Below are 25,730 nucleotides of genomic sequence, written 5' to 3' on the forward strand. Positions count from 1 at the left end.
ATTTATGGGAATGGATGCGGATGAGCATTGAGCTCCTCCGGACGCAAAGGCCGCTCCGTGTACCCGAGCTCGGTCGGCACTCGAAGCGCCCTATCCAGTCCCGCCAACCGGGTAAAATTGTAGCCGAATGTCATCGGTAGCATGCCGGGCATTAGCACTTTCACGCAGTGCAGCCCGTTACGCCTCAGTTCCGGTGTCGACTGGTCAACCACGATCACGTCCAAATGCAGCCGGAGGAATTTACCGATCATCGCCTTCAGGTCTTCGGTCAAATCCCGGTGCTCCGAAGTGGGCCCAAATTCTTGAGCGAATGCTCGCATCGGCCGGTTTTCCTCCAGCAAAAAGCGCAGTCGCGGCTCCGCCTCCGACAGGCTGTACAGCATGGAATGGTCCTCCATGCCCCGAACCAGCGAAGGATTGTGGAGCATCCGCACATAGTCCTCCCGGTTCGCCTCGAATTTGTGGTTTAGTGTAAGCATCATCCCCGACAGCTCGTGAACCGCCCCTTTCGCTGCCCGTACCGGATCCGGGTGCGCTCCGGCTGCACAAATAAGATTCACTCCATTAGGTTTTCTATTTTTCGCCACCGCCCAAATGCTGGGAATGCCATTTTCCATCGTCGCGTTAAACAAGAGCACGTCAAAACCGGCAACGGCCCGCAGCCGGTCCACCATGAGCTTCAGGTCGCGGTCTCCAGCGGATTGTGGGTCTATACGGGGAAGCGGCAGCTGTGCGTACCATGTCAGCAAGAACGAATCGCGCTCCACGACCTCCAACATCCCATACATGATCGCTTCCTCTAAGCTTCCGCCCAGGGCGCAGCCGTTGGATGTCTCGTACACAAAGCCTTGCCGACAGGGAGAGCTGTAATACGCAAGCCACTGCGGCACTAAAATCGGGCGTCCTTGCGCAAACGAGTACCCCCAGACCCAATCGGTCTCGGCATCAGGATCGAACGGCCTAAAAGGAAATCCAGGCAGCTCATACTGCTCTTTCGCATACAGCCCGACCGTCACGGGATCGAGCGCTTCCCCCGCTAGTTTCCGGTAGCTGCCGCGAACAACCGACCGCTTGCCGCGTGGCGCCATGCCGCAATAACGCTCCAAGCCCTCCAGAATAGCCGACAGCTCGCTATCCGCATAGCAGTTCGTCCGGCCCGCCGTCACCTCGTCCTGCTCTAACATGGGAAGATTCACGGTCGCATCGGCCAAGGGCGAAATCAGATCCAGCATTTTTCCGTTCAGAAATCCGATCTTGTAATCGAGATAGTCCCGTGCCAGAAAAGCTTTCAGCTCTTGGAGCGATCGGCTGCGGTAGATGTTTTCTCCGACTTTCGGAGAAGGCTTGAGCAATATCTGGGCAGCATCCCGCGAATCTTCGGGCAGACTTCCGCATATGGGACACAACGGGTCCGGTAAGAAGAAATGGCTGGAGCAATTCAACGTCTTCAGGTTGACCAAAACCACACGCTCTTCCGTGCGAGAGCGGATGCGCCGCAGCACATTCCGCGATTCCGCCGTAATCAGATGCGCCATCTGCAACAGTCCCGTTCGCGATGCCCATGTGTCAGACGGGATACCCCCGATTTCCGTCAAACGCTGCTGCAGCCCCCACATTTCACTGCGGTCGCGCCCTGCTATAAGCTTCCGGGTATCGGCGCACCTAGAGCATCCAGACTGGCCTGGCCTCACGAGCGGACCGACAACGCCTTCACCGAAGGCGACGAAACCGCGAAGCCACGGAATGCCAGCAGCCTGCAGCTCCGCTTCCGCCTCATGGTGAACGGCTGGATGCCAGGCATCGTTCAGCACAAGGGCAAATTCCACATCTTCCGGAAACCCCTCCCTGATATCGGTCAAACGAACGATTCGGCACTCGGAGATCAGCTCCCCACACACCAGCTCTGCCAGCACTCCTTCTCCGACAACGGCTACGACCGCGCTCATCCGGCTTCCCCCTCTCCCAGCAGCACGCCGAAGACAGCAGCAGGACCATCACGCAAAAACGGCTCCACCGCCAAATCGATGACGAATACTTCCCGACCGCTCATTTTCAGCTTCCTCATCGCATCCCTGACCCCATCCAGCTTCGACTCCGACTCCTCGGCGGGGACGGACAGCTCCAGTGGGGCGCCCGATCCAAGCACCATGGTCCTCACCTCCACGGCATGCGGCACGTGGCATGCGGACCCGTTTTGCGCCTTCATCAGCGACGCATGCAGCGCCCTGCGCAGCGCCGTTGTCACGGTTAAACCGGTGGCTGCGAACCATCCATCCTCAGTGCCTACCCATAAGACGGGTAACCCGCAAACTTCCTCTCCAAGCCCGATCGTCGGTGTGCCCCGCATCGTGGTCAGAGCCTCTAAATAAAATAAGCATGGCTCGTCGTCAATCTGACCGAGCCGAACCCGAACGATAGACGGCTTCCGGTCTGTCAGCCGCGCCTCCAAATGCTTCGTCAAACAAGCCTGCAGTCCGCGAGCCGCGCCTTCTGCGGCAGTCTCCCCGATGCCGACTCCGATAAACTGCTCCGTGTTAACGAGAACCCCCGCTAGGCGCGACACATACGCCTCAAGCCCTGTCAGCCCCGCTTCACGCCGCGCCTCCCCGTGCGTCAATCCCGAACAAACGATGTCCGGCAGCAGACTGACTGGTCCTTCCGACAGCGGATCGGCTGCCTGAACGCGGCACTGTGACAAGGGCAGCTGGCCAAGGTCCCCTTCCTCCCAGCTATGGAAAATTCCTGTTCGGTCCGAAGTCAACTTGCTGAAGTACGAAAACAGCCCGTTCAATGCGCCTTCCGGCTCTTCCTCGAGCCGAAGCTCCGCGTCATCCACCCAGTTGGCTACGGCGTTGACTTTTCCAGCAGCAAGCGGATGCGGCAGTAATGGGTGCCAGCTTCCTTCCAATGTCTCCAAATCAAGCAGAAACAGTGAGTTTCTCAGCTCCGGATCGGCGGCGCCCGTCACATTCTTGAACAGCTCGAATACAATCACATTCGCGAGTAGCGCCCCCCCAGTTGAGGAGAAGGCAAACCTTTCCGGATCTTTAAAAACTTCGGACCCGTGGATTCGCCGCCATGCCGATTCCCAACAGACCTCTCTCTCTGGCTGCACGAGCGGTCCCGCGATGCCGGCCTGATACAGTCGCACGGCGGGAAGTAGCGTTTTGCGTTCCGCTTGGCATGCCTTATGAAGAAGCCGCAGCTCCTCGCAATCGCCCTGCTCAGACACATAGAGGACCGTTTGAAACGGCCGAACGGCTTCCCTCCAACAGTCGACACCCCTGTTCGGCAGTAGAGCTTCCCCGATCGAAACCTCGGGGTCCGTCAAACGAGCGTGTTCCGCCAAAGCCGTAAGCCGACGCCGATCCGTCGGCAGCGAATCCGTAATCAGCATGCGGAACCGGGGCAGGCCCGACTCAAGCAGCGACGACACAAGCGCGGAAAAGATCTGGCCGGAGCCGACCGCGAGCACCTCGGCCTGCCGGTAACACTGAAACCGGTAAGCGCCGGAATCGCCAAAGCTGTCGAGATAAGCGATTTGCCCTGCATACCTGCGGACCGTTTGCTCCGAGAGAACGTGCGCGCGATCCTGGCTCACATCGCGCGCAAAGCCTTTATCCCTCAGCACTTCCGCGATTTCGTACACCCGGTCCCGGTACGGGCCGGATAGCCCGTCCGTCAATTCCGCCAGTGTGTGCTCCCCGTTGAACATGGGGATGAGCTTTTCCAGCCATCGGTCAATCATCTCACCTTTCATGTGGAACGTGCCAACGTTGTTTCGGAAATAGACGCCGTCATTCTGAACTGGCAAAAAAAATGTATCCGCCTTTACCTGAAGGCGCGCAGACGAGGTCAACTTTGACATCTCAGCCCTCCTAGCCGTAAACGCTGTTCTCCAATTTGCAATCTTCGTTCTATATCATATGTACTACTATTTGTCCCTCATGTCAGCCATCTCTTAAGGGAAAGAAAATCGCCCCTGCACAGAGCCGTGCAGGGGCGATCGGTTTACTGCAATCCTGAAGAGAAGACGAAGGCGTCAGCGGCAGCGGTGTCCGCCACCGCACTGGTGGCAATTGCCTGCGCATTGGTGGCAGTTGCCTGCGCATTGGTGGCAGAAGCCCGCGCAGTTATGGCAGCGAACGCCACCACAGAAGCCGCCGCAAAATCCACCACAAACGCCGGCGCAAAACACGCCGCAAAATCCTGCGCAAAATCCGGCACAAACGCCGGCGCAAAGTCCGACGCAAAGACGCGACGGATCCGCAGGCACTTGGCCGTTCGGATACTGGGCGGCAAGATATTGAGCCTGCTGCTCCCAAGGCGTCATTTCGGTTGCCTGGAACTGCGAAACACCCAACTGTTGAAGCTCATTTTGAATATTGGTCATGTGATAAACCTCCAGTAACTCTTTTTTCATCTCAACATGATACCAACTTATGGTCGACGCTCCGCGAATGTTACTGAGTCAAAAGCCCATTTTTGGGCGTCTGTACCAAAACGTCCGGACACGCAAAAACGCCGTCCCCCAGATATCCTCTGAGGGCCGACATTCTTTCCCTATTGGGGAGATAAGGTAATTAAAATGGATAGCCTTATAATGCCTATGTAATTTATCTCGCCAAGTCTACTTGTTGAAAAACATCTATTGTTCTTTTCTGTGAAAACCTTTTTCTTTAATAAGGTAGTTTGTTACTATGTAATCATAAAGCATTTTAATTATTGCTACATATAAAAAGTGAGTAGAATAAAGTCCTAATGATATAACCCAAACTCTTATGATAATGATTTATTTCACTATACTCATACCTTAACCCCCTAGTAGCATTAATTGATATAATATTCCATTTATTTGATTATGTTTAGTTTATTTTAACTTACAAACTACCACGTTTTTTGAAGATACTGCCCGATAACGTAACAAGCCTGCCAATTCATCCGTGGCAGCCTCGTTATATGTTAATTTATTCAACTATCGTTATCCGTTAGCTTAATGATTACTTACCTTTTAATTCCCTTTTAAAAAATTAGTAGCTCTCTTTATTATTTAACTGCGGCACACCTTGGGTGGGCAATATGTACAATGAGAAGAACCCCGGCGATCAGGTTCCGATCTGGACCATGGTGTATGGATCGCGATCAGAGCCTTAATATTGGCAGCAGATGTGTCTGCTGCAGCTGGTAATCTTTTACCTTCGTGAAATTGTTGAGCTACCGTTCGCCATTAGATTAATAAATAATGCAAATGTTAATAGACGATTCCTAAAAATGAAACAAACAGCTCTTTTTTCTTGTGGTATTCAGGGGAATCAGAGGACAACAAACCACATGCATACTCTATAACCACTTTTCGACTCAACAGTGTTTTTCCTGAGGTTTTAAAACCACAATCTTTGCAGTTAAACCCACATCCGTCTTGTACATACAAACGCTGAAACATCGATCGAAAACATGAAGGTAATAAGATTTTTTATACAAAAATAAATAGGGAGAGAGCCCACGAGCATCTGTGGCTCTTTTCAATTTGTGCACAAATGCCCACTCCATTTCATATGGTGGAAGCAATGTATGATCAGTTCACTCGGAGGAGTATAGTCCCAACTTTAATTTCAAAGGAGATAATCATATGTGGAATAGCTTCTCAGCATATCCCGATAACAGACGAGGAATTTCAAACATTTTACAATGTATGAATAAATGGGTGACCATCCAATTAGATGATGGGACTAATTTGCAAGTCAACGTGACCTCTGCCGATTTCAACTATGCAACAGGATTTTTGACCCGCCAATCTTATAACTCATTAGTTTGCAACGGGACTGCCATTCAAAATTCACAACATGCAGAGGCTTGCAAGGGTCAATGGGTCCAGCTTGTTCTTCCCAATCATATTTCGCTCTCGTTTTATTTGACTCATTATGATGATCAAATGGTTGGGGGCAGTTTCCAATCGACTCAGCTTCTCGGACTATCAAACCGTGTCACTTCAGTTCAATGTTGAATAGAAGCAAGTCTCGTGAGATGAACTGCACCCCAATCGAGTTAGCTCAACGGCCTGCCCTTAATATATAAAGACAAAGCCACTTATGACAATTGGAGTAGTTTTTTAATAATGGAATCATTCTTTCATCAACATATAACTTTCAATTAAACATACCATATTATGGAATTTATGTATTTTTGAAATATAAAACTAGCTAACAACTCGGTAAGGTTGTTGGCTACTATGTACCTTATCATAAATATCACCACGCTCTACTACCCGTTACACGAATGAAAACAGGGAGCAACTGCCACGGCACTCTGCTCCCTGTTTATTGTGCTATCGTTTCTTCGTTGGTTGAATACCTTAAGGTCATGAAATCATTATGATCTATCTATCCAATCCTGCTCGTATGCGGAACGAAGTGCTGCATTGCAGCAGTTAATCAGGATTCTGGATAAGGAAACAAATCAACGATTCGCACGGATTGACCGCTCTCGTTCGTAAACACTACATGTTCTCTCCTAAATCCACGTGGGCTCTCCAAGCCACAGGCCGCAGCCAGCGAGAATAAACCTTCCCTCAGTTGAAGAATGTAGTTCATTACCCGCCATTGCTTTTCCTCTGGAGCCAGAGCAGCCTGATACTTGGAATCCGTAGTTGTAATGCCCGTCGGGCACTTACCGGTATGGCACTGCATTGCCATGATGCAGCCATTTGCCATCATGAAGCCGCGAGCAGAGTTGACACAATCGGCGCCCAATGCTAGGGCGATTGCAACTTTATCAGGCGTAATGAGTTTACCGGAAGCGAAAATTTTGAATCGGTCACGCACACCGAATTTTCTAGCTATATCGTCGAGGATAAGCAACGCGGGAAAGAGCGGCAATCCCATGCCATCCGCCATCGCTTTAAAGGTCGCTCCAGAACCACCCTCAGAACCGTCTACGGTAATGAAATCTGGATAGATATCCAATTCTACCATAGAACGGAAAAACGGCTCTAGTCGCTTCGGATCACCAACGACTATTTTGATGCCCACTGGTTTGCCTCCCTCTTCTTGTAAGGTGCTTATGAAACGGAGCGCTTCCACCGGATTAGTTAGAAATTCAAACCGATTCGGTGAATTCACCGTCTTACCAACAGGCACTAAGCGAGCTGCTGCGACTCCCTCGGTTACCTTTGAGCCTTCGAGGTGACCGCCACGTATTTTGGCGCCCTGATGAAACTTCAATTCAAAAGCCTTTATATTTTGGACCTTAGCTTTGTGCTTATATTCTTCTATTGAGAACTTACCGCTACCATCTCGGAAGCCAAACATGCCAGGCCCTATCTGTGAAATGACATCGACCCCAGTGGCAAGATGTACATCCGCAACCCCGCCTTCGCCTGTATTAATCCATGAGCCGCCCGCCATACATGCACCGCTCCCAGTGGACTGAATATAATGCTCGCCGACTGCTCCGTAGGATGTGGCCGAAGCGCCGAACATGCCCTTGAGGCGCCAAGGGTTTTTACGGTTTTCGCCTACCACAATGACATCGTCATCATCCAGCAACCAAGGTTTTACTTGTTCTTCTACGAATTTTTCCCTCCGAGTAAAAAGCCCCTCGTCGGTAATTACATATTTTTTTCCGGGTATCATCCCGTTGTTATCTACCCTAAGCTCGCTAGTTAATTTCGGAAACATGGCATTTGACAAATAGAAACCGGGCTTCTCATAATCGCGCCTACCGCCGAATGAGATGAGATCCGTTCGGTATTTCGCTGCATACACAATACCGACAAAATCGGCTCGCGAGAAAGGCTTCCCTTCCGTATCATTGTCAAACCAATATTGGCGGAACTCGGGCCCGAGCTTTTCAAGCAAGTAGCGCAACCAACCAAGGAACGGGTGGGATCGGATGATGGAATGCTTTGGTTTTTTGGATAAAGCATACATATAACCAAAAAAAATGAGTGGTGGCAAAATAACGATTGAAATCAATATGACCATCAGTACAATATGTACCATTTAGAAAAACCTCCAAGTCGCTAAAAGTGAGACGAATTTAGTATTCCATTTATTTCAATTTTAAGCAACATGTCAGTAATGGTTAACTACGTTAATCTGCCCTTTAGTTGAACAGGCTACCGATAAATTCGGTAGCCTGTTGTCATATGGAGCTATAGTTCTGGTTTGTTCAACGACAGATCCGTTATTTATTGTATCCTTGGAACAACAGCAGCCTTGACTCGGCCGATGAGCCTTAATTTCATTTACTTAAGATTGAGATATTCTTCATCGGTTACAGGTTCTAACCAATCTGTTTGCCCTGGTGTAAGTGCTATGTGTACAAACCAGCTATCTTTTGTTGCCCCGTGCCAATGTTTCACATTCGGCGGGATATTCACCACATCACCCTTTTTGAGTGATTGAGCAGGTTTTCCTTCTTCTTGATACCAACCCTCACCACCAGTAACCAACAAAACTTGTCCAACTGTATGAGAGTGCCAATTATTGCGTGCTCCTGGAGCAAAGGTTACATTACCTATTGATGCATTGAGTGGTGTTTCCTCGGTAACCACCAATTGTAAGAAAGCTTCCCCAATAAAATATGCTGGATTAACTTTTTGTCCCAACGGAAAGATTGTACTATTTCTTAGTTCTTCATTTGCCATATATTATTCCTGCTTTCAATTGATTTTTATAGATTTATTGCATTTGTAGATGCTGAGTTATGACCAAGTTTTCTCATTAATGCTACATCAGATGGTTGTTCGATTGCAAATGAGATTGTGCTGTATTTCCACATTAGCTCTAAAATGACCCTGGCAAGCCCATATATCATGTCCTTTACTTCAGCGAACACGAATGGGGCTGCCATAAGAACTTAATAAAGATAAGACGAAGATACCGAAATGACTTGAGTCGAACAGCGTCCCGAATTCCAACATGGTGTTAGGTGAATTTCAACTTTATTTAGAAATATTTCTTTTAATGAAATATGTTGCTTTTTTAATAGATTTACCTGCATTTAATGGAATTTGGTTAATAATTTCGTCAAAAACACTTTTACCTAGTGGTTTTATTGATGAGCTAGAAAAATTAACATCTTGGAAATATAAAGGTGAAACTGAACTGATGCTTTTAAATTTTGAAAATGGAAGATTGGATTTTTCTAATACATTAACAGTTTGGCTCGAAAAAGCTATAAAAGATCATGCTATTCATTCAGTAATGTCTTTTTTGGAACAGATTATAAGAATTTGAAGCAGCTCCCGCGATATAGTTTTCCATTAGCTTAACTTATTTTGACAGCAAACCACACCGTCCAAGAGTCTTTTTCAATTATCGGAAGTTGTGTTCCATCAATTTTACTTTCGATATACAATAATAGTTCATTAAGTTCATTATCCGTTAACTCGTGTAAAATTGAACGACCTGTTCTTTCTTGAAGGTCTTGGTGTAATGATTCAACATCATTGTATTTACGTCTAGTTTCCCATATCTGATTTTCACTAAGCAGTCTAAACCCATTAGATTCGAGTGCATTCCGTACATTAGTAGATTCATGTCGGCGATTAATTTCTTTATCAACTAATTTAGGGTACTTCTCAATAAAATAACCTCTAAGATGGTTTTCGTTGCCTGGCATTAAGCAATCCTTAGCTGTCCTATCTTGAACAATAAAAATACCGTTATTCTTCAAAATGCGATTTGCTTCCTTGAAACACTTATTCAAGTCAACTAGATGGTGAATTAAAGCTCTCTCTAAAATTATATCGTACTTACTCTCAGGAAGCTTCGTATCATAAGCATCTCCTTGCAAAAACGTTACGTTTTTGCAGTTCTTACAGTTCTGTGAAGCACCTTTTAACATTTCTTCAGAAAAGTCTACGCCCGTAACTTGTGATGCACCCATACTTAAAAAGGATTTTGTGTAAATGCCTCCGCCGCAACCGATATCAACAACTTGACTTCCAATAACATCAACATTTTTTTCAATTAGAGAAATCCAGGATTCATCAGCTTCTCTTGTTGTGTAGGTCATTCTGTTTCTGGCTTCGTGGAAGTTAATAGGCATTTAAAACCCCCTCAATGTTTCATTCAATGAAACCAAGTTTCAAAATATTTCATCTTCATTCTACCATATAGTTCCAAATAAACCAATGGTCTTTTTAACTTAAACAGCCATTTGACCTTTTCTTCTTCCTTCGCATACTCCGTTAGTTAAATCGACTTGTGTTGAACACATAAATCATACTCAACATGGGAATTAATAACTTATTGGAAATTAATAGAAAAAATAAATGAGGTTGATTTTATGTCGGATTCAAATAAACAAAAAATTGTCGAGAGTGTCCCCCAACAGGGCTTTCTCGGACACCCAAAGGGATTATTCACACTTTTCTTTACCGAGTTTTGGGAGCGCTTCTCTTATTATGGTATGCGGGCTATCCTTGTTTTCTATATGTACTACGAGGTGTCAAGAGGTGGGTTGGGACTGGACAAAACCCAATCTCTAGCCATTATGTCCATCTACGGTTCGCTGGTGTATATGTCCGGCATCATCGGCGGCTGGCTGGCCGACAGAATATTCGGCACTTCAAAAGCCTTATTTTACGGCGGGATCTTGATTATGTTTGGCCATATTGTTCTTGCAGTGCCTGGAAGCGTCACGTTGTTCTTTGTTTCCATGGTGCTCATCGTGCTGGGTACAGGCTTGTTAAAACCTAATGTTTCCAGTGTTGTAGGTGAAATTTACGGTGAAAAAGATAACCGCCGCGATGCCGGATTCAGCATTTTCTATATGGGGATTAACCTTGGAGCATTTCTTTCTCCTTTGGTTGTCGGAACTGTAGGCACACAATATAACTTCCATCTAGGGTTTGCATTTGCAGCTGTAGGGATGTTTCTAGGGCTCGTCGTTTTTACGCTCACCAAGAAAAAAAATCTCGGTCTTGCCGGCACATTCGTCGCCAATCCTCTTTCACCGGCTGAAAGGGCAAAAGCGTTCTTCAGGATTGGCTTGGGTGTTGCTCTCGTCGCTATAGCACTTGTTATTACAATTCCAATGGGGCTCCTTACATTTAGTACTTTTGTTAAGTTAGTGGGAATTCTCGGGATTCTCATTCCAACCCTTTATTTCGTTGTCATGTACAGAAGTCCTAAAACAACAGCTATCGAACGTTCCAGAATCATTGCTTACATTCCGCTGTTCATTGCTTCCGTTATGTTCTGGGCGATCCAAGAACAAGGATCAACCATCCTTGCCAATTATGCCGATGAACGCACACAGTTAGACTTTGCAGGCATTCATATTTCACCTGCTTGGTTCCAATCATTAAATCCGTTGTTTATTATCATTTTTGCACCCATATTCGCCTGGTTTTGGGTAAAGCTTGGAGAACGTCAACCATCCATCCCTATAAAATTTGCATTAAGCTTATTGTTCTCCGGCTTATCCTTCATTGTCATTCTATTACCTGCTTACTTTGGCGGCATCGGGTCTTTGGTTAATCCATTATGGCTCGTTCTGAGCTATTTCATATGTGTGCTCGGTGAATTATGCTTATCACCTGTAGGTCTCTCCGCTACGACCAAATTAGCGCCCGCCGCCTTCTACGCGCAAAGCATGAGCCTGTGGTTCTTATCAAGCGCTGCCGCTCAGGCCGTTAATGCACAAATTGTTAAGTTCTACACACCAGAAAACGAAATGGGTTACTTCGGTGTCATTGGAGCGATATCACTAATCCTTGGTTTCATCCTTCTACTGCTTGCCCCGAAAGTTCAAAGTTATATGAAGGGTTTACGATAAAATCAAAGCCGCCTTGCACATATTGCAAGGCGGCTTCCTGTTTCCTGAGAAAGTTCCCGGTTGCCAGGACACCAACTCCCATGTATATAGGACATTTCTTTGTTATTTTACAGTAACCAAATCGTAAGGGAGTCTGAAATCTAACTACACGTGGTGATGTCGAAGTTCTGTTTTGAACAAAAATGAAATATCACATTCATCGATTGGTAAAGTCGGCATTGTTGAAATTTACCTCAACTAAATCGGCTCCACTTAAATGAAGGTTTGGTTTGATAAATCTATACCCCTGATATCGCTGTTACGCACTTTTTACTTACTGTAAACAACTATATTTAATGATTCGCTGAAATGTTGTTAAGCATCACCTGGTTGATCGTGTGTATTATTTTGTGCAGACTGGTCAGGCGATTTTCGAGTTCGAGATTGCAGTTCCTTATCTACAGTACGCTGAGATTTGGTTATCTTAGTTTTAGTTTTATCGGACATTGAGATTACCTCCTTTCTATTTTGATGAAATAAGCTAAAAAATTTAGCCTGTTCTGTGGGAAAGTTTCCTCAGGCTTTTTTAGGGCTTTATATGTGAACCATTTTGTTAACTAACCACCTTAATTAATATTTGCCTCATCAATTTTACCCTTTTGATTTGGTTTTTGGTTTTTTTGCTTTTCGGATTTCACGCTTTTCTTTTGATTAGTCATAACTTTAGCACACCCCTTTGAGTAATTTGAAACATATATATTGTACTCACTTAAGAAGTAATATAATCCGTTAATGTTTCAATTAAAGGACTCATGCTTCATCTTTCTTTTTTAATGATTGTTTTTGTGTTTTTGCTGTTCTTTTTTTAACTTTTCAGGTGTAACATCATTACCTAAAGGGTCTAATATTGTTAACCCTGTAACTGTGCTGATTACTTGTCCACGAATAATTTGAAGATATTCTTGACGTAATTCTTGGCGCTCCTTTAATTCTGTTTGTGTTAAACCATCTTCTTTTTGTTTTTTAGCTAATATATTAATTCGATTTAAAATTTCAATCATTTCTTTCTCCACCTTTCTTTTTATAAAAGCTCTTGTGCAAGTAATCGATAAGACTGTAGTCTTGCTTCATGACTATGACTGATTGTCCCAATCAAAGCTTCATTAATACCAAAATTTTCATCATGTGCACGTAATGTATTTGCAACATCTTTTGCACTCCCTACTAAGAATCGTTTACGGTTATTCTGTATATGCATCTTATCCATTTCGGTATAAGAATAATTTAATGCTTTCTCAGGAGATACTACTTGAAAAGGCATCCCTTTATCTACAAATAATAAGTTTAAATCTAAACTAGCTGCATGATATTGAGCTTCTTCATCTGTTTCTGCCACCATCACGAAATATCCAACATTAATTTGAGGGTTTTGCAAAAACTCCGAAGGAATGAAATTTGTACGATAAGACTCCAACGTTTCGGCAGATAATTGTCCACTAATGAATTGAGCAAACGAATATCCAATACCGAATCGTCCTGCTTGTGCAGCGCTGCTGCCACTAGATCCTAATAGCCAGGCTTCAGGTAATGGAGCACCCAATGGAGCTGCCAATGTACGATTATATAGATGGTCAATAGGCATCGTTTCTGACATAAACATCATCGTTTCTGCTAATTTATCGTACAGGTTGAATAAGTTCGGTTGTTTTCCTTCATGTAATGCAAGAGTAGAAAATTGGTCACCACCCGATGCACGGCCTACACCGAAATCAATTCTATTAGGGTATAATGTCGTTAGTGTTTTAAATATTTCTGCCATTTTTAATGGTGAGTAATGCATCAGCATGATTCCACCAGAACCAACACGAATTTGGTTTGTCACTGATGCAATATGGGCAATCAATATTTCAGGTGAAGCACTGGCGAAGTTTGGAGAGCCATGATGTTCGGAATACCATATTCTTTGATATCCTAAATCATCTACTAATTGAGCTAATTCAATAGTATTTTGTATAGTTTCATGAGGAGTCTGCCCATTTGAAACTGGAGTTTGATCCAACACGCTTAATTTCATAATAAAACCTTCTTTCGTAGTTAATATACTTCCTTCTTAGTTGTTTTAGATAAGCTATCCTTTATTGTCATTTCATCAATAAGAAAAATATATACGATTCCCTTATTTTTGAAGAGATTAACCTACTCATCCAGTTGTCAATTATTAAAAATGTATAATCCAACATCTTTTGTTTAAACAACGGATGTTGTATACTCAATTATTCTAAAATAGAATTCAGTTATTCTCAATCATCAGTTTTGGTGTATTATCGCCTAAACAACAAACAAATTAAATTGTTGTTTATTCATAGAAAAGTGAGAGATAAATATGGAAGAAATGTATGTTTTGTATAGGTGTTTAGAAATGCCTCCACTCCATAATATTGATACTTTTTATCCAATACTGTAGTTTACTTACGTGTACACCGATTTCCTGTGCGGTTGTTGGATATCCTGCTTAACTGCCCATTAAGCGCAACGTATGAAGTGAATGAAGAAGAAAATAGACTTAAACCATACTCCTTCGACGATCTAAACCTTCAGTGAAAGTATACGTCGGGATTCGAATATATTGAAAATGTAAGTGTCATTAAAGTGACAGAACATCAAAAAGCATACTGTAATGAGCGCCTTTTTACTCTTACCTATTTACCACCAGCATTGAGATCCGCCCAATAAAGGAGCCATTTAGTTGAAGAACGAAAAGAACTGTAGAATGGTTTCTACAGTTCTCAATAAATGTCCAAGGACAATAAAGTTTATACAAAAAAGACAAACATTAAAGGGGCATCTGTTTTTTTAAAAAAGAACTCTCTTTCCAACTGTCTGAAATCTTTAATTAATCCAATGTACAATATCCTTCATGTCTTTTCTTCCTCTAGGGAATGTAGGCTCATTTGCTCGGTATCCAAATGCGACCATAGCCGAAACAGCTAAGTGACCATCCTCTAGTAAGTTTTCTTCCGCAAGGAGCTTTTCTACCTTATCGATATAAAATCCTTCTATTGGACAAGAGTCAATTCCTAGTAACGCTCCTACAGTCATCATATTGGCAAAGGGAAGAAAGGTTTGTCTTTTAGCCCAATCCAACGCTTTTTGCTCATTTTCAAACAGATTTTGTTGGTTTACTTGGAAATTTCTTATACCCTCTATTATATTATCAGTTATTTCTTCTGGAACACCCCAAACATTAAGCCATTGATTTTTTACATATTCTGAGTCGTACCTTGTATCTTTGCTTTTTCTTGAAAGAATGATAACGAAATGGCTCGCAGTTGGCAGATGACCTTGTGCGCCTGGAGAAATCTCTAGTAGCTTTTCTCTGAATTCCTGATTTTGGACAACGAGGAATTTCCAAGGTTCAATGCCACATGAGCTTGGTGAAAGTCGGGCTGCTTCTAAGATAACATTAAAGTCTTCCTCCGAGATTTTTTTTGTTGGATCAAAGGATTTTATAGCACGTCTAAAATTAAACGCATCAAGAATTTCTTGTCTCTTTATCACTCTTTGTGTCATATTCAAACACTTCCTTCTTAGTTGTTTTAGATAAGCTAGTCTTTATTAGCATTTCATCATAAGAAAAATATATATACGATTCCTTATTTTTGAAGAGATTGACCTACTCATCCAGTTGTCAAATATTAAAAATGTAGAATCCAACATCTTTTGTTTAAACAATGGATGTTGTACACTTGATACTAAAAGAAAATTCTTTTATTCTCAATCATCAGTTTTGGTGTTTTATCGCCTAAACAACAAACAAAATAAATTGTTGTCTATTCATAGAAAAGAGTGGGATAAATATGGAAGAGATAAAAGTAGATCCACGTATTATACGGACAAGAAAATTGTTAATGGATGCCTTTATGAAAATAGCTCAAAAAAAGGAGTTCAAAGACATTACAATAAACGACATTACGGAGGAAGCAACCGTAAATCGCGCCACTTTTTATTCTCATTTTCAAGATAAATACGACTTAATGGATGCCTCCATTACAGAAGAGATATTAGAAAGCATTGTGAAACACTTGAATCATTACGATAGGTTAAATGAAGAGACTATTGTAAGTATCTTTTTTACATTAACTAAGTTTCATACAAAAAAACGTACAGAATATAGCTCACAATGTAGAAGAAGTATGGAATCCTTTTATTCAATAATTGAACAAAAAATAAAAAAAGAGCTCGGAGAATTATTTTATTCCCTATATTTAAAACAACAACTTAACTTGGATTCGGAAGCCTTAAAAATTGGTACTACTGTGTTGAGTTGGGGAATTTACGGAGCATCTGTAGATTGGGAAAATAATAGTTCTCTTTCAGCAGAACAATATATAAAAAATGCCTTACCTTTTATAGTGACGGAAATAAATAACTTTAAAGGATGATTATTGACCATTTTTTTCACAATATCCATTTATCTTACTAAGCGTTACTAAACAATGGCGGCGCGATTGTGGAACAGGAAAGAAAAGGGTGATACATATTGTTCATGACTAATATGTATTACCCTTTATTTTTATGGATTTTTACGATATAGGTATTGAATCCCCTGTTACTGTTTTGCAAATGACACAAGAATATTATCCGATTCTTCTCTCTACCGAAATAAAAAAAGCCGCCAGTATTGTTGTAACTAAACCGGCGAGTTTCTCAATCTTTATATGCATCAACATAGATATTTAATTGAGCATTTAATTTTCGAACGTAGTTCTCAATGTATTTGTTTATCGTCATAATAATTGTACTCTTTGTAAGGATCTAAATACCTCACTGAATAACCAGTTGGTGTATGGCATTTCTCCGTTATCCCGCCCGTGTAAAATTCTAAATTATCGCGCTCCTGTAATATTCAGGATTTGTGCGATTTCTGTAAAACCATTTCGCGTAGCATGTTGTAGCGGAGTAACGCCATCCCGATCCGCAATATTTACGTTAGCACCATGGTCAATGAGCAGTTGGGTAATTTGCTGATGCTTAGATCCGCCGTTGCTCAAAATTGTTACTTCAAGCAACGCGGTCCAACCTAGGTTGTTAATGTGGTTGACATCCACATCTGTCGTTGAAAGCAGTACTCTTACATTTTCAACATGACCTTTTTCTGCAGCAGGTATAAGCGCATTTCCCCCGTAACGATTAGTCATTTTCGTGTCGGCCCCAGCTTCTATTAGCAGCTTCAAAATTTGAAGACGTCCTTCGGCGCCTGCGTACAGGAATGGATTATCCTGCATATCATCTTTCAAATGGATATCTGCCCCAGCTTCAATCAATAGCTTTACGATCTGTGGATTGTTGGCATGCGTTGCTGCCATGATAGCTGTCCTGCCCCTGTTGTCTTGCTCATTTAAGTTGACCCCTTTTTCCAGAAGCCGTTGTAATTCTTCTATATCACCACGCTCAACGGCAGCAATCAACGCTTTATTCATGATACTCACAACCTTTCAATATCGATTATGTATGATTTAACCTGTCACCCGACATCAAAAAATTATAACTCACGGATATACCATGCGTCGCATGCAAAATGGTCAGAACCGGAAAGCGGTGCTTTTAGTTGTTCAAAACCATATTTCATATAAAAGCGGTTAGCTGCTTGCATATTTTGCAGGGTCTCCAGGTAGCAAACTTTATAATATTCTTTTGCAAAACTGAGTGCGGTCTGTAACAGATGCACCGCAATTCCCGTACCTCTCGCCTCCTGAAGCAAATACATCTTCTGAAGCTCGCAAATCCTTTCCTCGGGGGAACCGAATTCCGCAATCCCGCAGCCGCCAAGCATCTTCCCGCTTGCATCAAACGCAACCCAATATGCCCTGCCCTCCTGCCTATAGTATTCGGACAGATGGCTTAAGCTTTCGTCTTCCCATGCTAACCCTGCGCGATTCCCGCCAAACTCGATCAAACATTGCCGAATAATCGCTTCAATGGCGCTGTTATCTTCATCTTGAATTGTTCTTATATTCATTCTGCTGCCTCCTTATCAACTTGCTGTCCTCTAGTCAATCCCAACTTGAAAAATAACTAGATTTATCGGACTTTTTTTCATGGTCCGTTATTTACTCGATCATACCAAAATTAAAACACATCTCATTACATTTTTTGAGTATACTTCACAAATATTTATGGTGTAAATGTATCTCTCCTGCCCATTAGCTGTGAAGGCTACCGTTCATCGCTGTCGGCAGCCTTCGCCTGATGTCTATTGAGCTATAGTTCCTCGTTAGTTGAATTATTATCAGCTTCTGATTCACAGCACAAATTTCTCAAGAGCAACAGCAACACCATCGTTATCATTTGATTCGGTAATGTATTTTGCACAATTTTTCAGCTCAATTATCGCATTTTTCATAGCGATCGGAAATCCGCACTTATGGAATAGTCCTAAATCGTGCACGGCATCTTCCACTGAGATCATTTGAACGGATACCGAAATGACCACGTTGCGAGTCGGGAACTGGTGTACACGTATACCATGAGTCATTGACCTCGTATGAAATTAACGATTGAGGTGCATGCAACTCGATGAAATTGTTAATCTGTTGGCTAATCTCCATTGGGATACTAATGTGCCGCTGAGTTTGCTTAGACTTGCATGTTATTAGAGCACCATTGTAATAAACCAAGTAGTCTAGAAAAGGATCCTAACAACTGCCGACGCCCATCTTCTCATAGTACATTCCCACGTTGTTAAGCTGCACTTACGGCATAGGAACAACTCCTTAAATATCTTATTTCCACAGAAGTTGCCCTTTTCTTATCTTTGCTATATACACAATTTGCCCTGTATGATAATGAACCTCTCTTACCATAGCAATCATTAAGTTAAGCACAGTCGTTTGGTTGTTTACCTGGCTATACGTAAGGGGTGGCAGATTGAGAAAGGGTTGAGACATGAGTAGATGAGGATTTGATTTTAGGTGCTCAAGATATTGAATGATAATATCAAATGCTTCCTTTGCCTTTTGATAAGCTTCGTCTTTCGATATTTGAAGCCCACGTTCAAACTCTTTTTCTCTGTCCCTTGTGTCAGGGGTATTAAAAAAGATTTGTTCAATTCTTGAGTGAACACATCCACGAATATGTGCAATTAGATTTGCGATACTGTTGCTTTCAGAGTTTGGCGACCAAATAATGTCTTCATCTAACAATTGTTCAATCGCTTTAAGTGTCCCTCTCATTTCCGATCTGAACTTGGGCAACATACTTTCAATTACCTCGATGGCGATATCCATAACTACACCTCTTTATTTCCTTTATTTGTATATATAAATATATTACCGAACATTTGTTTCGCTTTGCAACATTTTATTATAATTAAACGATACGAACACATAACCTGTATTATTTTATGTAGGTATAAATGGAAAATTGTTTGCATGTATGAATATACCCGCTCAGGTAAAAAGAGACCCACAGCAACGGGCTGAGGGTCTCTTTTTTATATTAAAGGGGACTTTCCAGATGAAAATAAAGATTTCATTCCTTTTGCAATTACTTAACTCTCGCACACTGTTAGTGCATTAAGGGGCCCAATACTTTTGTCGCATTGGCCCCATTTACATCATACTTCAGAGTGAAGAGTGTTATTTCGGTAAGGTTGCCATTATCGGATAAAATTCCGTAGTCATCAATCCCGCGATAACGGCAGGATCTTCGGCGATTAGTTGTGGGACTTGGTCTGCATTCTCAACCTCAATGATGGCGAGTCCATGTGGATCGTTTGGTTTTCGAACCGGTCCGAAAACTAGAGCAATCCCCTGATTCTGCTTTTCCGACCTAATACATGCTTCTCATTCTTTTAGGATTAAACTGCCAATAACTTAAGTGTTATTCCACAGGTATTAGTAGCTCAACTTTCTGTTCGTCTGAAGTGAAAAGCCAGCAAGGCGGGGGTCCCTCCTGCTGGCTTTTATTCATCTTATTGCTTCCACTTTTGCGCTTCTGGACCGCGCAGCTTGTAGCCAATTTTCTTTTGGTAAACGTCATTTGCTTCCTTCAGTGCATCGTTTCCGCCTTTAGTCTTCCACTCTTCGATGACCTTCGGCCAATCCGAGATCGGCTCTTTGCCGTACACCATTTTGACCATGTGCCCAATAAGCACTGGAGCTGCCGTATCAGACAAAGCGGCGATATCCGGATTTTTCACCATAGCTGGAAGCGCCACATCGAACTCAAGACCTCCGCGTCCTTCATTCGGCAAAATCGTTTCGAACGTTTTGAGCAAAGACTGCCCTTCCGGCGTTGCATTCAAAATTTGCTTCCGGTAAGCATCGTCCTTCACCATATGAAGGAATCCGCTCAAATAGCGTTGCTCGGAAACTTCCGCATCCGTTTTCGGGTTGATCGGCAGCGTCGTGTCAAACCATTTGTCCGCTTCTTCCGATACTTGCCATTCAAAGAACTTCAGAATGCCCGGAATTTTGTCTTTGTTAATTTTGGAGTTAATAAAGTATGCACGCGCTCCGGAGGAGTATAAGTAACCGCCGCCCTTGCTGTCTGTTCCTACTGGGGAAGGAATAATTTTAATTTTCGCATCAGGCACAGCTGCCTTCAATTGTGTTTCCCATTGAATGAGCTCCTGAGCATTCATTTCCCACATGCCTGCTTTACCGGCCAAAATAATATTTTTGAAATTCGTCGGATTGATCGTAGCGAATTCTTTGTTGATCAGCCCTTCGTCAAACATCGTTTTATACGTTGTCAATGCTTTTTGCATATTCCCGGTATCGAAAAATTTCGGCTGAACTTTGCCGTCAACTACTTCATATTGGCTCGAATACGGATATACGTCGTAAGCTCCGAAGAATATATCGGCGTATTTAAAATCCTGACGTCCCATGAACGGGTGCTCGACGCCAATCTTCTTGAAGGCACGAAGCATTTCGAGGTATTCGTCAACCGTTTTCGGATCCTTCGTAATACCTGCCTTCTTCATTAAATCTTCACGTACCCAAGTCGCTCTGCGGGATGGCTGAGAAATAAATTCCGGAATCGCATAGATTTTGCCGTTGAGCGTTACTTCATCCCAAGCCGCTTGTGGAATTACCTTCAGCAAATTCGGCGCATGCTGCTTAATCAGATCGTTCAACTCCAGGAATATGCCTGCTTGCACGGAGCCTGCTAGCTCTTTCCCGCTTGTGCCGGCGCCTGCTTGCACAACATCCGGAATGTCGCCTGTGGCAAACATTTGGACCATTTTCTTTTCAAATTCGGCATGAGGGACCAGTTGAATATCAAGGTCGGTATTCGTCTTTTTCTCGAGTTCTTTCACCCATTTGTCCTCGTTCAGGTTGGCCGCTTTTTCTACATAGTCAAAGTTAAGCGTACGCATCGAGATACTAAACTTCGTTGGGCCTTGCTGCGCCTTCGGCGTCTCAGCTGCGGGCTTAGCCGATTCTGCAGGCTTCGTATCAGCCGGCTTGCTAGTGTCGGCGCCATTCGAGCAACCGATCACGCCAACGCTAAGTACAACAGCCATTGTACTCGCCATCCATTTCCACTTTCTCATAGAAATCCCTCATCCCATGATTTTTTTATTTGTAAGCGCTATCAATTTGTGTTGATTCTATCGTAATGCATACTTATATTTGGAGACTATGGAGTAATTTTAGCTGTTGGAGGGTTTTTTTTAGGCATCGACATATTTCTTTAAAAAAATTATGCAGAATGCTAAATAGAAAAAGCTGCCGCTTGGGTGCGGACAGCTTTTCGAGGTAGTCAAGAGCTAAGGAGCCGTCGGGAATGAGAAAAAGTTCTTGTCAATTGGCCGTGACAAGAACTTTAAGATCTTCAAATCGCTTTGTTTTCAAGAAAATGACGCAATAAATTTAGTGCCACTGTTTTCCGATAAACCGCTGTAGAGCGTTGATCATCTATTGGTTTTAATATGCTTTCAAAATCAGCAACAACCCCATCAATTAATTTATTATCCAACGGGAATGCTTCTCCCAATAACTTTATTTCAATATCAATGGAACGTACAACAGTTGGTCCTACAGCACCGAAAGCAAATCGAGCATCACATATCCTGCCTTCATCCCAACGTAACGAACCTGCAAACGATATTTTTGCTATTGCATCTGCTCTTCTGTTAGCCACTTTCTCAAAAACAAAATAAGTACGATCTTCTTTCACTTCTGGCAAAATGATTTCTGTAACGATTTCATCTTTAAATCTGTTCACTTTTCTTGGTCCTTGAATAAAATCTCGAATCTCTATTACCCTTTCACCTTTGGCGGATCTCAGTCGTATTTTAGCGTTATAGATATATAACAAAGGCAAAGTATCTCCTGCAGGGGATGCATTGCAAATATTCCCGCCAATCGTTCCTCTATTTCGAATAGCTGGCGCGGCAATTTCATTTATTGCTTTCTTTAGTATTTTCGGTATGAGGGGGTGTTTCATCATTTCGCTAAAGGAACAACAAGCACCTATATGAATGTCATGATTCATCTTATATATCTGTTTTAATTCCTTTAATTGATCGATAAAAACAATGGGTTTATCCAACTTGGCAGGTGTCCCTCTCGGACTTTTATGCTGTACCATGACATCCGTGCCGCCCGCAATAATTTGGCATTCTTCTTTACTTAGTTGAGAAAGGGTTTCTTCTAGATTCTTATATCGGTATGACGTAATGGTTTTCATTACCATAAGCCTTCACCCTTTTTCGCTGCTAAGTCAATCGCATCCACAATCATGTTATATCCGGTACAACGGCACAAATTTCCGGAGATTCCTTCACGAATCTCTTCTTCTGTCGGATGAGGATTTTGGGATAAAAGGGCTGCGCTCGCCATAACCATTCCTGGAATGCAAAAACCACATTGAACTGCACCTGCTTCAGAATAGCATTCACTTAACATTTGAAACTGTTCCGTCTTACAATATCCATCAATGGTTATAATATCTGCTCCTTCAATGGCGCCAATGGGAATGAGACAGCTATTTTGTACAAGAGAATTAACAAGGACACTACAAGTCCCGCATTCTCCATCCCCACAGCCTTCCTTTGAACCGATTAACTGAAATTCGTCTCTTAATAGATCAATTAATCTTAGGGTGGATGGAGCTTCTGTTTCTACTTCTCTTCCATTTAGGTTAAATTTAATCAATCGCTTCCCCCGCCTTCTTCGCCAAACTTTCGATAATCAATTCTGGCGTAACAGGAATTTGATAAAAGGATATTTGCAAGGCATCCTCAATCGCTGCTTGCACAGCAGGCGCTCCTCCCGTTAGTGGCAATTCACCTACACCTTTCGCGCCATAAGGTCCTCCGGCAAAAGGATTATCATAGAGTTTGCTTTCAATATGGACTACATCCATAGCCGTTGGTGGGCCATAGTCTGAAATGCTTTTTTGCTGGATCTTGCCTAGTTTAGACGTCATTTTTTCCATAAAACCGTAAGCGATTCCTTGTACCATGCCGCCATCGATCTGACCTTTAACAATTTTTTCATCAATCGTTTTTCCTATATCAAAGCTGCCGTAAATTTTCTCCACTTGAACATTTCCAGTTAAGATATCTACTTCTAGTTCAATCATATTTACTCCCCACGAATATGCGGGGTAAGCATCTCCAGAGAATTTTTCCTCATCCCAAGGAATCATTTCTTCATGAACATAGTGTTCTACTACCTCTTGAGGTACACCTGATTGCCACCCTGCTTTCAGTTTACTTGCTGCCCGTTCCAGCAATTTGCCGACAATCATCGTGGTTCTGGATGCTACGGTTGGACCAGAATCAGGAACTTCTTTCGTATCCGGATATGGAAACGATATGTCCTCGTAAGGCAGTCCAAGCTCTTTAGCTACAATTTTGCTCATAATGGTTAGCGCGCCCTGACCCATATCCGAATTTGAGATCTTGATCAGCACTTGATCGTTTTCTGTTTTTGCTAACTTTACAGTAGCTTTAATATGGTCTCTTTCCCCGCTTCCGGTGAATCCACAGCCATGCAAGAAAAAGGAAGTGCCTATTCCTTTTTTGTAGCGCTTGTTTTGCTGGTTAAAGCCGAGGAACTCTTCTTTTTTCTTTGTGTAGTCGACTGTAAGCATTAAATCTTTGATTATGTCTTCCATCAAAACCGGGTCTTTAAATCTCCCGTTTGTAATGGTTGGATCACCTTGTTTCACCAAATAGTTTCTTTTATATTCAATGGGGTCTCGTTTTAGCTTTCTACTAATGTGTCCCATAAGACTTTCAATTGCTGCAAAGCTTTGCGGTGCGCCAAAGCCTCTAAAAGCTCCATTGGGCACAGTATTGGTTTTCAGCGCATAGCCTTTCGCATGAAAGTGCGGAATTTTATATACGCCTGCACTGTTCAGTAATGCCCTCTGTAAAACGACAGGACTTAAACCTGCATTTGCTCCGCTATCAAGAAAGAGCTCTACATTCATACTTAGAATATTTCCTTCTTCATCTAAAGCTGTTCGATATTTAAATTTGGAGGGATGTCTCTTTGTCGTTACCTCAAAATCCTCTGCTCGGTCAAACAGTAGCATGACTGGTTTTTTGACAACCTTAGCAGCTACGGCAACGTGACAAGCCATCATGGAAGGGAAATCTTCCTTCCCGCCAAACCCGCCGCCAGTAGGACTTTGTATCACCCTAACCTCGTCATCCTTACATTCCAGTGCGCTTATCAATGCCTTTTTCACATAATAAAGACACTGCATCGATCCTTCTACAAGAATTTCAGCCTCTTTATAAATCCCAAGCATTCCTTGGGGTTCCAAATAGACATGTTCTTGATAACCCGTCTCGTATTCTTCTTCTACGATTTGATGCGCATTCTTTTCGATAGATTGTATCACTTCGAGACTTTCTCCAAATTCATGACTGGCGAATACTCCCGTTCGATCCTTTTGTTTAATCGCTTCTTCTAATGTATAGATGGCTTGATGTTCTTCAATATCCACTTGGGCTTCATCTAATAATTGATGTAGAATGTCTAACTTAGGGCCCACGAGCATGAACATGGGTTCACCAATATAATTGACCCAATCATTAGCAAAAATGGGCTGATCCTTATGTAACAATTTTACAAAATTGACCCCAGGGATGTGTTCGGCTCCAATTTTTTCATAACCTTCAGGCAATGGCGGCAGCTGTATGGATCGTACTTTACCGTATGCGATAGGTGAGCGATACAATACACCATACAGCATAGAGTCTAGTTTCACATCGCCGATATAAGCTAGCCCACCTGATACTTTCCCATCGTGATCCTTTTTTTTCACAGAGATACTAATATCCTTAGCATTCATCGGAACAGCACCCCTTATGGTTGTAATATTCGGTCGCTTTTTCGAAATCTTCCGGAGTATCCAGATCCATAAGGACACCCAAATCTTCTACATTCAAATAATTCTTTTCATATATTTGAATAATCTTTCGCAAGTTACTGTCTGTATTGGCTTCAAGAATGCGGTTCTTGATCTCGCCAGATAATTTAATAGGATGTCCACTTTTCAAATGATAACTTGGAATCACTACCTTCCCCTGTTCTATTGCTAATTTCCGTATCGTTTCTTTTGCTACAAGCGGACAATCCCCAGGTGTTATAAAGAAACTAGATGCTTCCACTTCTCTGCAACCTCTTTGAACGGAACTAAACATACCTTGGTTATAACTTGGATTAACCACACATACGATATCCATGGCATATTTGTTATTCTTCTGCATCTCAGATGTTGCTTCTTTTATCCGTTCCCACTGAAAACCACTCACCACGATAACCCTATTACATATTCCTTCAAATTTGGAGATGGTATGCTCTAATACTGTCATTTCCCCTAGTTTTAAGGTCATTTTAAAATCATTTGCTCTGCTTGAATATCCGGCTGCAAGGATGATCGCTTCCATCGATTCCACCTCTTTGGCCTATTAGTAAAATGTAATATAATAT

General features: G+C 42.8%; 24 protein-coding genes. 4 read left to right on the forward strand and 20 right to left on the reverse strand.

The features are described 5' to 3' along the window. Positions 1-2: 2 nt before the first annotated feature. From AC58QC_RS14840 to AC58QC_RS14850, 3 genes are all read right to left on the reverse strand, one after another. A complete protein-coding gene (locus AC58QC_RS14840) occupies positions 3-1,946 on the reverse strand; it encodes a TOMM precursor leader peptide-binding protein (protein ID WP_497415902.1) in 1,944 nt (647 codons plus the stop codon). Beyond that, positions 1,943-3,868 carry a putative thiazole-containing bacteriocin maturation protein gene (locus tag AC58QC_RS14845; protein WP_497415903.1) on the reverse strand — a complete coding sequence of 642 codons (1,926 nt, stop codon included), beginning with the start codon at positions 3,866-3,868 and terminating at the stop codon, positions 1,943-1,945. Before AC58QC_RS14845 ends, AC58QC_RS14840 begins: the two co-directional genes overlap by 4 nt. Before the next feature lie 174 nt (positions 3,869-4,042). Continuing rightward, positions 4,043-4,423, reverse strand: a complete 381-nt coding sequence (locus AC58QC_RS14850; protein ID WP_497415904.1) for a heterocycloanthracin/sonorensin family bacteriocin — start codon at positions 4,421-4,423, stop codon at positions 4,043-4,045. 1,206 nt (positions 4,424-5,629) lie between these two features. On the opposite strand from AC58QC_RS14850, the gene AC58QC_RS14855 reads away from it, so the two are divergent. Beyond that, the gene (locus AC58QC_RS14855) at positions 5,630-6,004 is read left to right on the forward strand and encodes a hypothetical protein (RefSeq protein WP_497415905.1); all 375 of its coding nucleotides are present in this window, start codon (positions 5,630-5,632) and stop codon (positions 6,002-6,004) included. 427 nt (positions 6,005-6,431) lie between these two features. Here the strand turns inward: AC58QC_RS14855 and AC58QC_RS14860 are convergent, their stop codons facing one another. Both AC58QC_RS14860 and AC58QC_RS14865 read right to left on the reverse strand, forming a co-directional pair. Continuing rightward, positions 6,432-8,000 (reverse strand): glutamate synthase-related protein, encoded by a 1,569-nt coding sequence (locus AC58QC_RS14860; protein WP_497415906.1) that lies wholly within the window; start codon positions 7,998-8,000, stop codon positions 6,432-6,434. A gap of 245 nt (positions 8,001-8,245) precedes the next feature. Further along, on the reverse strand, positions 8,246-8,647 hold the full coding sequence (locus AC58QC_RS14865; RefSeq protein ID WP_497415907.1) for a cupin domain-containing protein: 402 nt from the start codon (positions 8,645-8,647) through the stop codon (positions 8,246-8,248). 319 nt (positions 8,648-8,966) lie between these two features. Between AC58QC_RS14865 and AC58QC_RS14870 the strand changes: the two genes are divergently transcribed. Further along, on the forward strand, positions 8,967-9,239 hold the full coding sequence (locus AC58QC_RS14870) for a hypothetical protein (protein WP_497415908.1): 273 nt from the start codon (positions 8,967-8,969) through the stop codon (positions 9,237-9,239). A 31-nt stretch (positions 9,240-9,270) separates the two neighbouring features. Here AC58QC_RS14870 and AC58QC_RS14875 read toward each other — a convergent pair whose 3' ends face one another. After that, positions 9,271-10,053, reverse strand: a complete 783-nt coding sequence (locus AC58QC_RS14875) for a class I SAM-dependent methyltransferase (RefSeq protein ID WP_497415909.1) — start codon at positions 10,051-10,053, stop codon at positions 9,271-9,273. A gap of 240 nt (positions 10,054-10,293) precedes the next feature. Between AC58QC_RS14875 and AC58QC_RS14880 the strand changes: the two genes are divergently transcribed. Next, positions 10,294-11,787, forward strand: a complete 1,494-nt coding sequence (locus AC58QC_RS14880) for a peptide MFS transporter (protein WP_497415910.1) — start codon at positions 10,294-10,296, stop codon at positions 11,785-11,787. Between the two features lie 196 nt (positions 11,788-11,983). On the opposite strand, the gene AC58QC_RS14885 is transcribed toward AC58QC_RS14880, so the two are convergent. The 5 genes from AC58QC_RS14885 to AC58QC_RS14905 form a co-directional block, all read right to left on the reverse strand. Continuing rightward, the gene (locus tag AC58QC_RS14885; protein WP_497416156.1) at positions 11,984-12,061 is read right to left on the reverse strand and encodes a pentapeptide repeat-containing protein; all 78 of its coding nucleotides are present in this window, start codon (positions 12,059-12,061) and stop codon (positions 11,984-11,986) included. An 80-nt stretch (positions 12,062-12,141) separates the two neighbouring features. Beyond that, entirely contained in the window at positions 12,142-12,273 is a 132-nt protein-coding gene (locus tag AC58QC_RS14890) for a hypothetical protein (RefSeq protein WP_261304347.1), read from the reverse strand. 323 nt (positions 12,274-12,596) lie between these two features. Next, positions 12,597-12,827 (reverse strand): DUF896 domain-containing protein, encoded by a 231-nt coding sequence (locus AC58QC_RS14895; protein WP_497415911.1) that lies wholly within the window; start codon positions 12,825-12,827, stop codon positions 12,597-12,599. 20 nt (positions 12,828-12,847) lie between these two features. Further along, complete coding sequence (locus AC58QC_RS14900) at positions 12,848-13,840, reverse strand: LLM class flavin-dependent oxidoreductase (protein WP_497415912.1); 993 nt, start codon at positions 13,838-13,840, stop codon at positions 12,848-12,850. Positions 13,841-14,655: 815 nt separating this feature from the next. Then, positions 14,656-15,336, reverse strand: a complete 681-nt coding sequence (locus AC58QC_RS14905; RefSeq protein WP_497415913.1) for an NAD(P)H-dependent oxidoreductase — start codon at positions 15,334-15,336, stop codon at positions 14,656-14,658. Between the two features lie 287 nt (positions 15,337-15,623). Between AC58QC_RS14905 and AC58QC_RS14910 the strand changes: the two genes are divergently transcribed. Continuing rightward, the gene (locus AC58QC_RS14910; RefSeq protein ID WP_497415914.1) at positions 15,624-16,208 is read left to right on the forward strand and encodes a TetR/AcrR family transcriptional regulator; all 585 of its coding nucleotides are present in this window, start codon (positions 15,624-15,626) and stop codon (positions 16,206-16,208) included. Positions 16,209-16,652: 444 nt separating this feature from the next. Here AC58QC_RS14910 and AC58QC_RS14915 read toward each other — a convergent pair whose 3' ends face one another. From AC58QC_RS14915 to AC58QC_RS14955, 9 genes are all read right to left on the reverse strand, one after another. Next, positions 16,653-17,246 (reverse strand): ankyrin repeat domain-containing protein, encoded by a 594-nt coding sequence (locus tag AC58QC_RS14915; protein WP_497415915.1) that lies wholly within the window; start codon positions 17,244-17,246, stop codon positions 16,653-16,655. 62 nt (positions 17,247-17,308) lie between these two features. Next, positions 17,309-17,785 carry a GNAT family N-acetyltransferase gene (locus AC58QC_RS14920; RefSeq protein WP_497415916.1) on the reverse strand — a complete coding sequence of 159 codons (477 nt, stop codon included), beginning with the start codon at positions 17,783-17,785 and terminating at the stop codon, positions 17,309-17,311. A gap of 282 nt (positions 17,786-18,067) precedes the next feature. Next, positions 18,068-18,301, reverse strand: a complete 234-nt coding sequence (locus AC58QC_RS14925; RefSeq protein ID WP_497415917.1) for an HAD family hydrolase — start codon at positions 18,299-18,301, stop codon at positions 18,068-18,070. Positions 18,302-18,548: 247 nt separating this feature from the next. Continuing rightward, positions 18,549-19,052 (reverse strand): DUF1572 family protein, encoded by a 504-nt coding sequence (locus AC58QC_RS14930; protein WP_497415918.1) that lies wholly within the window; start codon positions 19,050-19,052, stop codon positions 18,549-18,551. 686 nt (positions 19,053-19,738) lie between these two features. After that, a complete protein-coding gene (locus AC58QC_RS14935) occupies positions 19,739-21,328 on the reverse strand; it encodes an extracellular solute-binding protein (protein ID WP_497415919.1) in 1,590 nt (529 codons plus the stop codon). Positions 21,329-21,609: 281 nt separating this feature from the next. Then, on the reverse strand, positions 21,610-22,467 hold the full coding sequence (locus AC58QC_RS14940) for an FAD binding domain-containing protein (RefSeq protein ID WP_497415920.1): 858 nt from the start codon (positions 22,465-22,467) through the stop codon (positions 21,610-21,612). Further along, on the reverse strand, positions 22,467-22,934 hold the full coding sequence (locus AC58QC_RS14945; protein WP_497415921.1) for a (2Fe-2S)-binding protein: 468 nt from the start codon (positions 22,932-22,934) through the stop codon (positions 22,467-22,469). The genes AC58QC_RS14940 and AC58QC_RS14945 overlap by 1 nt, the downstream gene beginning before the upstream one ends. Continuing rightward, a complete protein-coding gene (locus tag AC58QC_RS14950; RefSeq protein WP_497415922.1) occupies positions 22,927-25,089 on the reverse strand; it encodes a xanthine dehydrogenase family protein molybdopterin-binding subunit in 2,163 nt (720 codons plus the stop codon). Before AC58QC_RS14950 ends, AC58QC_RS14945 begins: the two co-directional genes overlap by 8 nt. Further along, entirely contained in the window at positions 25,079-25,687 is a 609-nt protein-coding gene (locus AC58QC_RS14955) for a nucleotidyltransferase family protein (protein WP_497415923.1), read from the reverse strand. Before AC58QC_RS14955 ends, AC58QC_RS14950 begins: the two co-directional genes overlap by 11 nt. Positions 25,688-25,730: the final 43 nt, after the last annotated feature.

This window comes from Paenibacillus sp. J22P51, assembly GCF_059692215.1.

Coding starts and splice junctions, on each gene's coding strand:
- AC58QC_RS14840 (WP_497415902.1), bottom strand. CDS start 1,946: ATGAGCGCGGTCGTAGCCGTTGTCGGAGAAGGAGTGCTGGCAGAGCTG.
- AC58QC_RS14845 (WP_497415903.1), bottom strand. CDS start 3,868: ATGTCAAAGTTGACCTCGTCTGCGCGCCTTCAGGTAAAGGCGGATACA.
- AC58QC_RS14850 (WP_497415904.1), bottom strand. CDS start 4,423: ATGAAAAAAGAGTTACTGGAGGTTTATCACATGACCAATATTCAAAAT.
- AC58QC_RS14855 (WP_497415905.1), top strand. CDS start 5,630: ATGTGGAATAGCTTCTCAGCATATCCCGATAACAGACGAGGAATTTCA.
- AC58QC_RS14860 (WP_497415906.1), bottom strand. CDS start 8,000: ATGGTACATATTGTACTGATGGTCATATTGATTTCAATCGTTATTTTG.
- AC58QC_RS14865 (WP_497415907.1), bottom strand. CDS start 8,647: ATGGCAAATGAAGAACTAAGAAATAGTACAATCTTTCCGTTGGGACAA.
- AC58QC_RS14870 (WP_497415908.1), top strand. CDS start 8,967: ATGAAATATGTTGCTTTTTTAATAGATTTACCTGCATTTAATGGAATT.
- AC58QC_RS14875 (WP_497415909.1), bottom strand. CDS start 10,053: ATGCCTATTAACTTCCACGAAGCCAGAAACAGAATGACCTACACAACA.
- AC58QC_RS14880 (WP_497415910.1), top strand. CDS start 10,294: ATGTCGGATTCAAATAAACAAAAAATTGTCGAGAGTGTCCCCCAACAG.
- AC58QC_RS14890 (WP_261304347.1), bottom strand. CDS start 12,273: ATGTCCGATAAAACTAAAACTAAGATAACCAAATCTCAGCGTACTGTA.
- AC58QC_RS14895 (WP_497415911.1), bottom strand. CDS start 12,827: ATGATTGAAATTTTAAATCGAATTAATATATTAGCTAAAAAACAAAAA.
- AC58QC_RS14900 (WP_497415912.1), bottom strand. CDS start 13,840: ATGAAATTAAGCGTGTTGGATCAAACTCCAGTTTCAAATGGGCAGACT.
- AC58QC_RS14905 (WP_497415913.1), bottom strand. CDS start 15,336: ATGACACAAAGAGTGATAAAGAGACAAGAAATTCTTGATGCGTTTAAT.
- AC58QC_RS14910 (WP_497415914.1), top strand. CDS start 15,624: ATGGAAGAGATAAAAGTAGATCCACGTATTATACGGACAAGAAAATTG.
- AC58QC_RS14915 (WP_497415915.1), bottom strand. CDS start 17,246: ATGAATAAAGCGTTGATTGCTGCCGTTGAGCGTGGTGATATAGAAGAA.
- AC58QC_RS14920 (WP_497415916.1), bottom strand. CDS start 17,785: ATGAATATAAGAACAATTCAAGATGAAGATAACAGCGCCATTGAAGCG.
- AC58QC_RS14925 (WP_497415917.1), bottom strand. CDS start 18,301: ATGACTCATGGTATACGTGTACACCAGTTCCCGACTCGCAACGTGGTC.
- AC58QC_RS14930 (WP_497415918.1), bottom strand. CDS start 19,052: ATGGATATCGCCATCGAGGTAATTGAAAGTATGTTGCCCAAGTTCAGA.
- AC58QC_RS14935 (WP_497415919.1), bottom strand. CDS start 21,328: ATGAGAAAGTGGAAATGGATGGCGAGTACAATGGCTGTTGTACTTAGC.
- AC58QC_RS14940 (WP_497415920.1), bottom strand. CDS start 22,467: ATGAAAACCATTACGTCATACCGATATAAGAATCTAGAAGAAACCCTT.
- AC58QC_RS14950 (WP_497415922.1), bottom strand. CDS start 25,089: ATGAATGCTAAGGATATTAGTATCTCTGTGAAAAAAAAGGATCACGAT.
- AC58QC_RS14955 (WP_497415923.1), bottom strand. CDS start 25,687: ATGGAAGCGATCATCCTTGCAGCCGGATATTCAAGCAGAGCAAATGAT.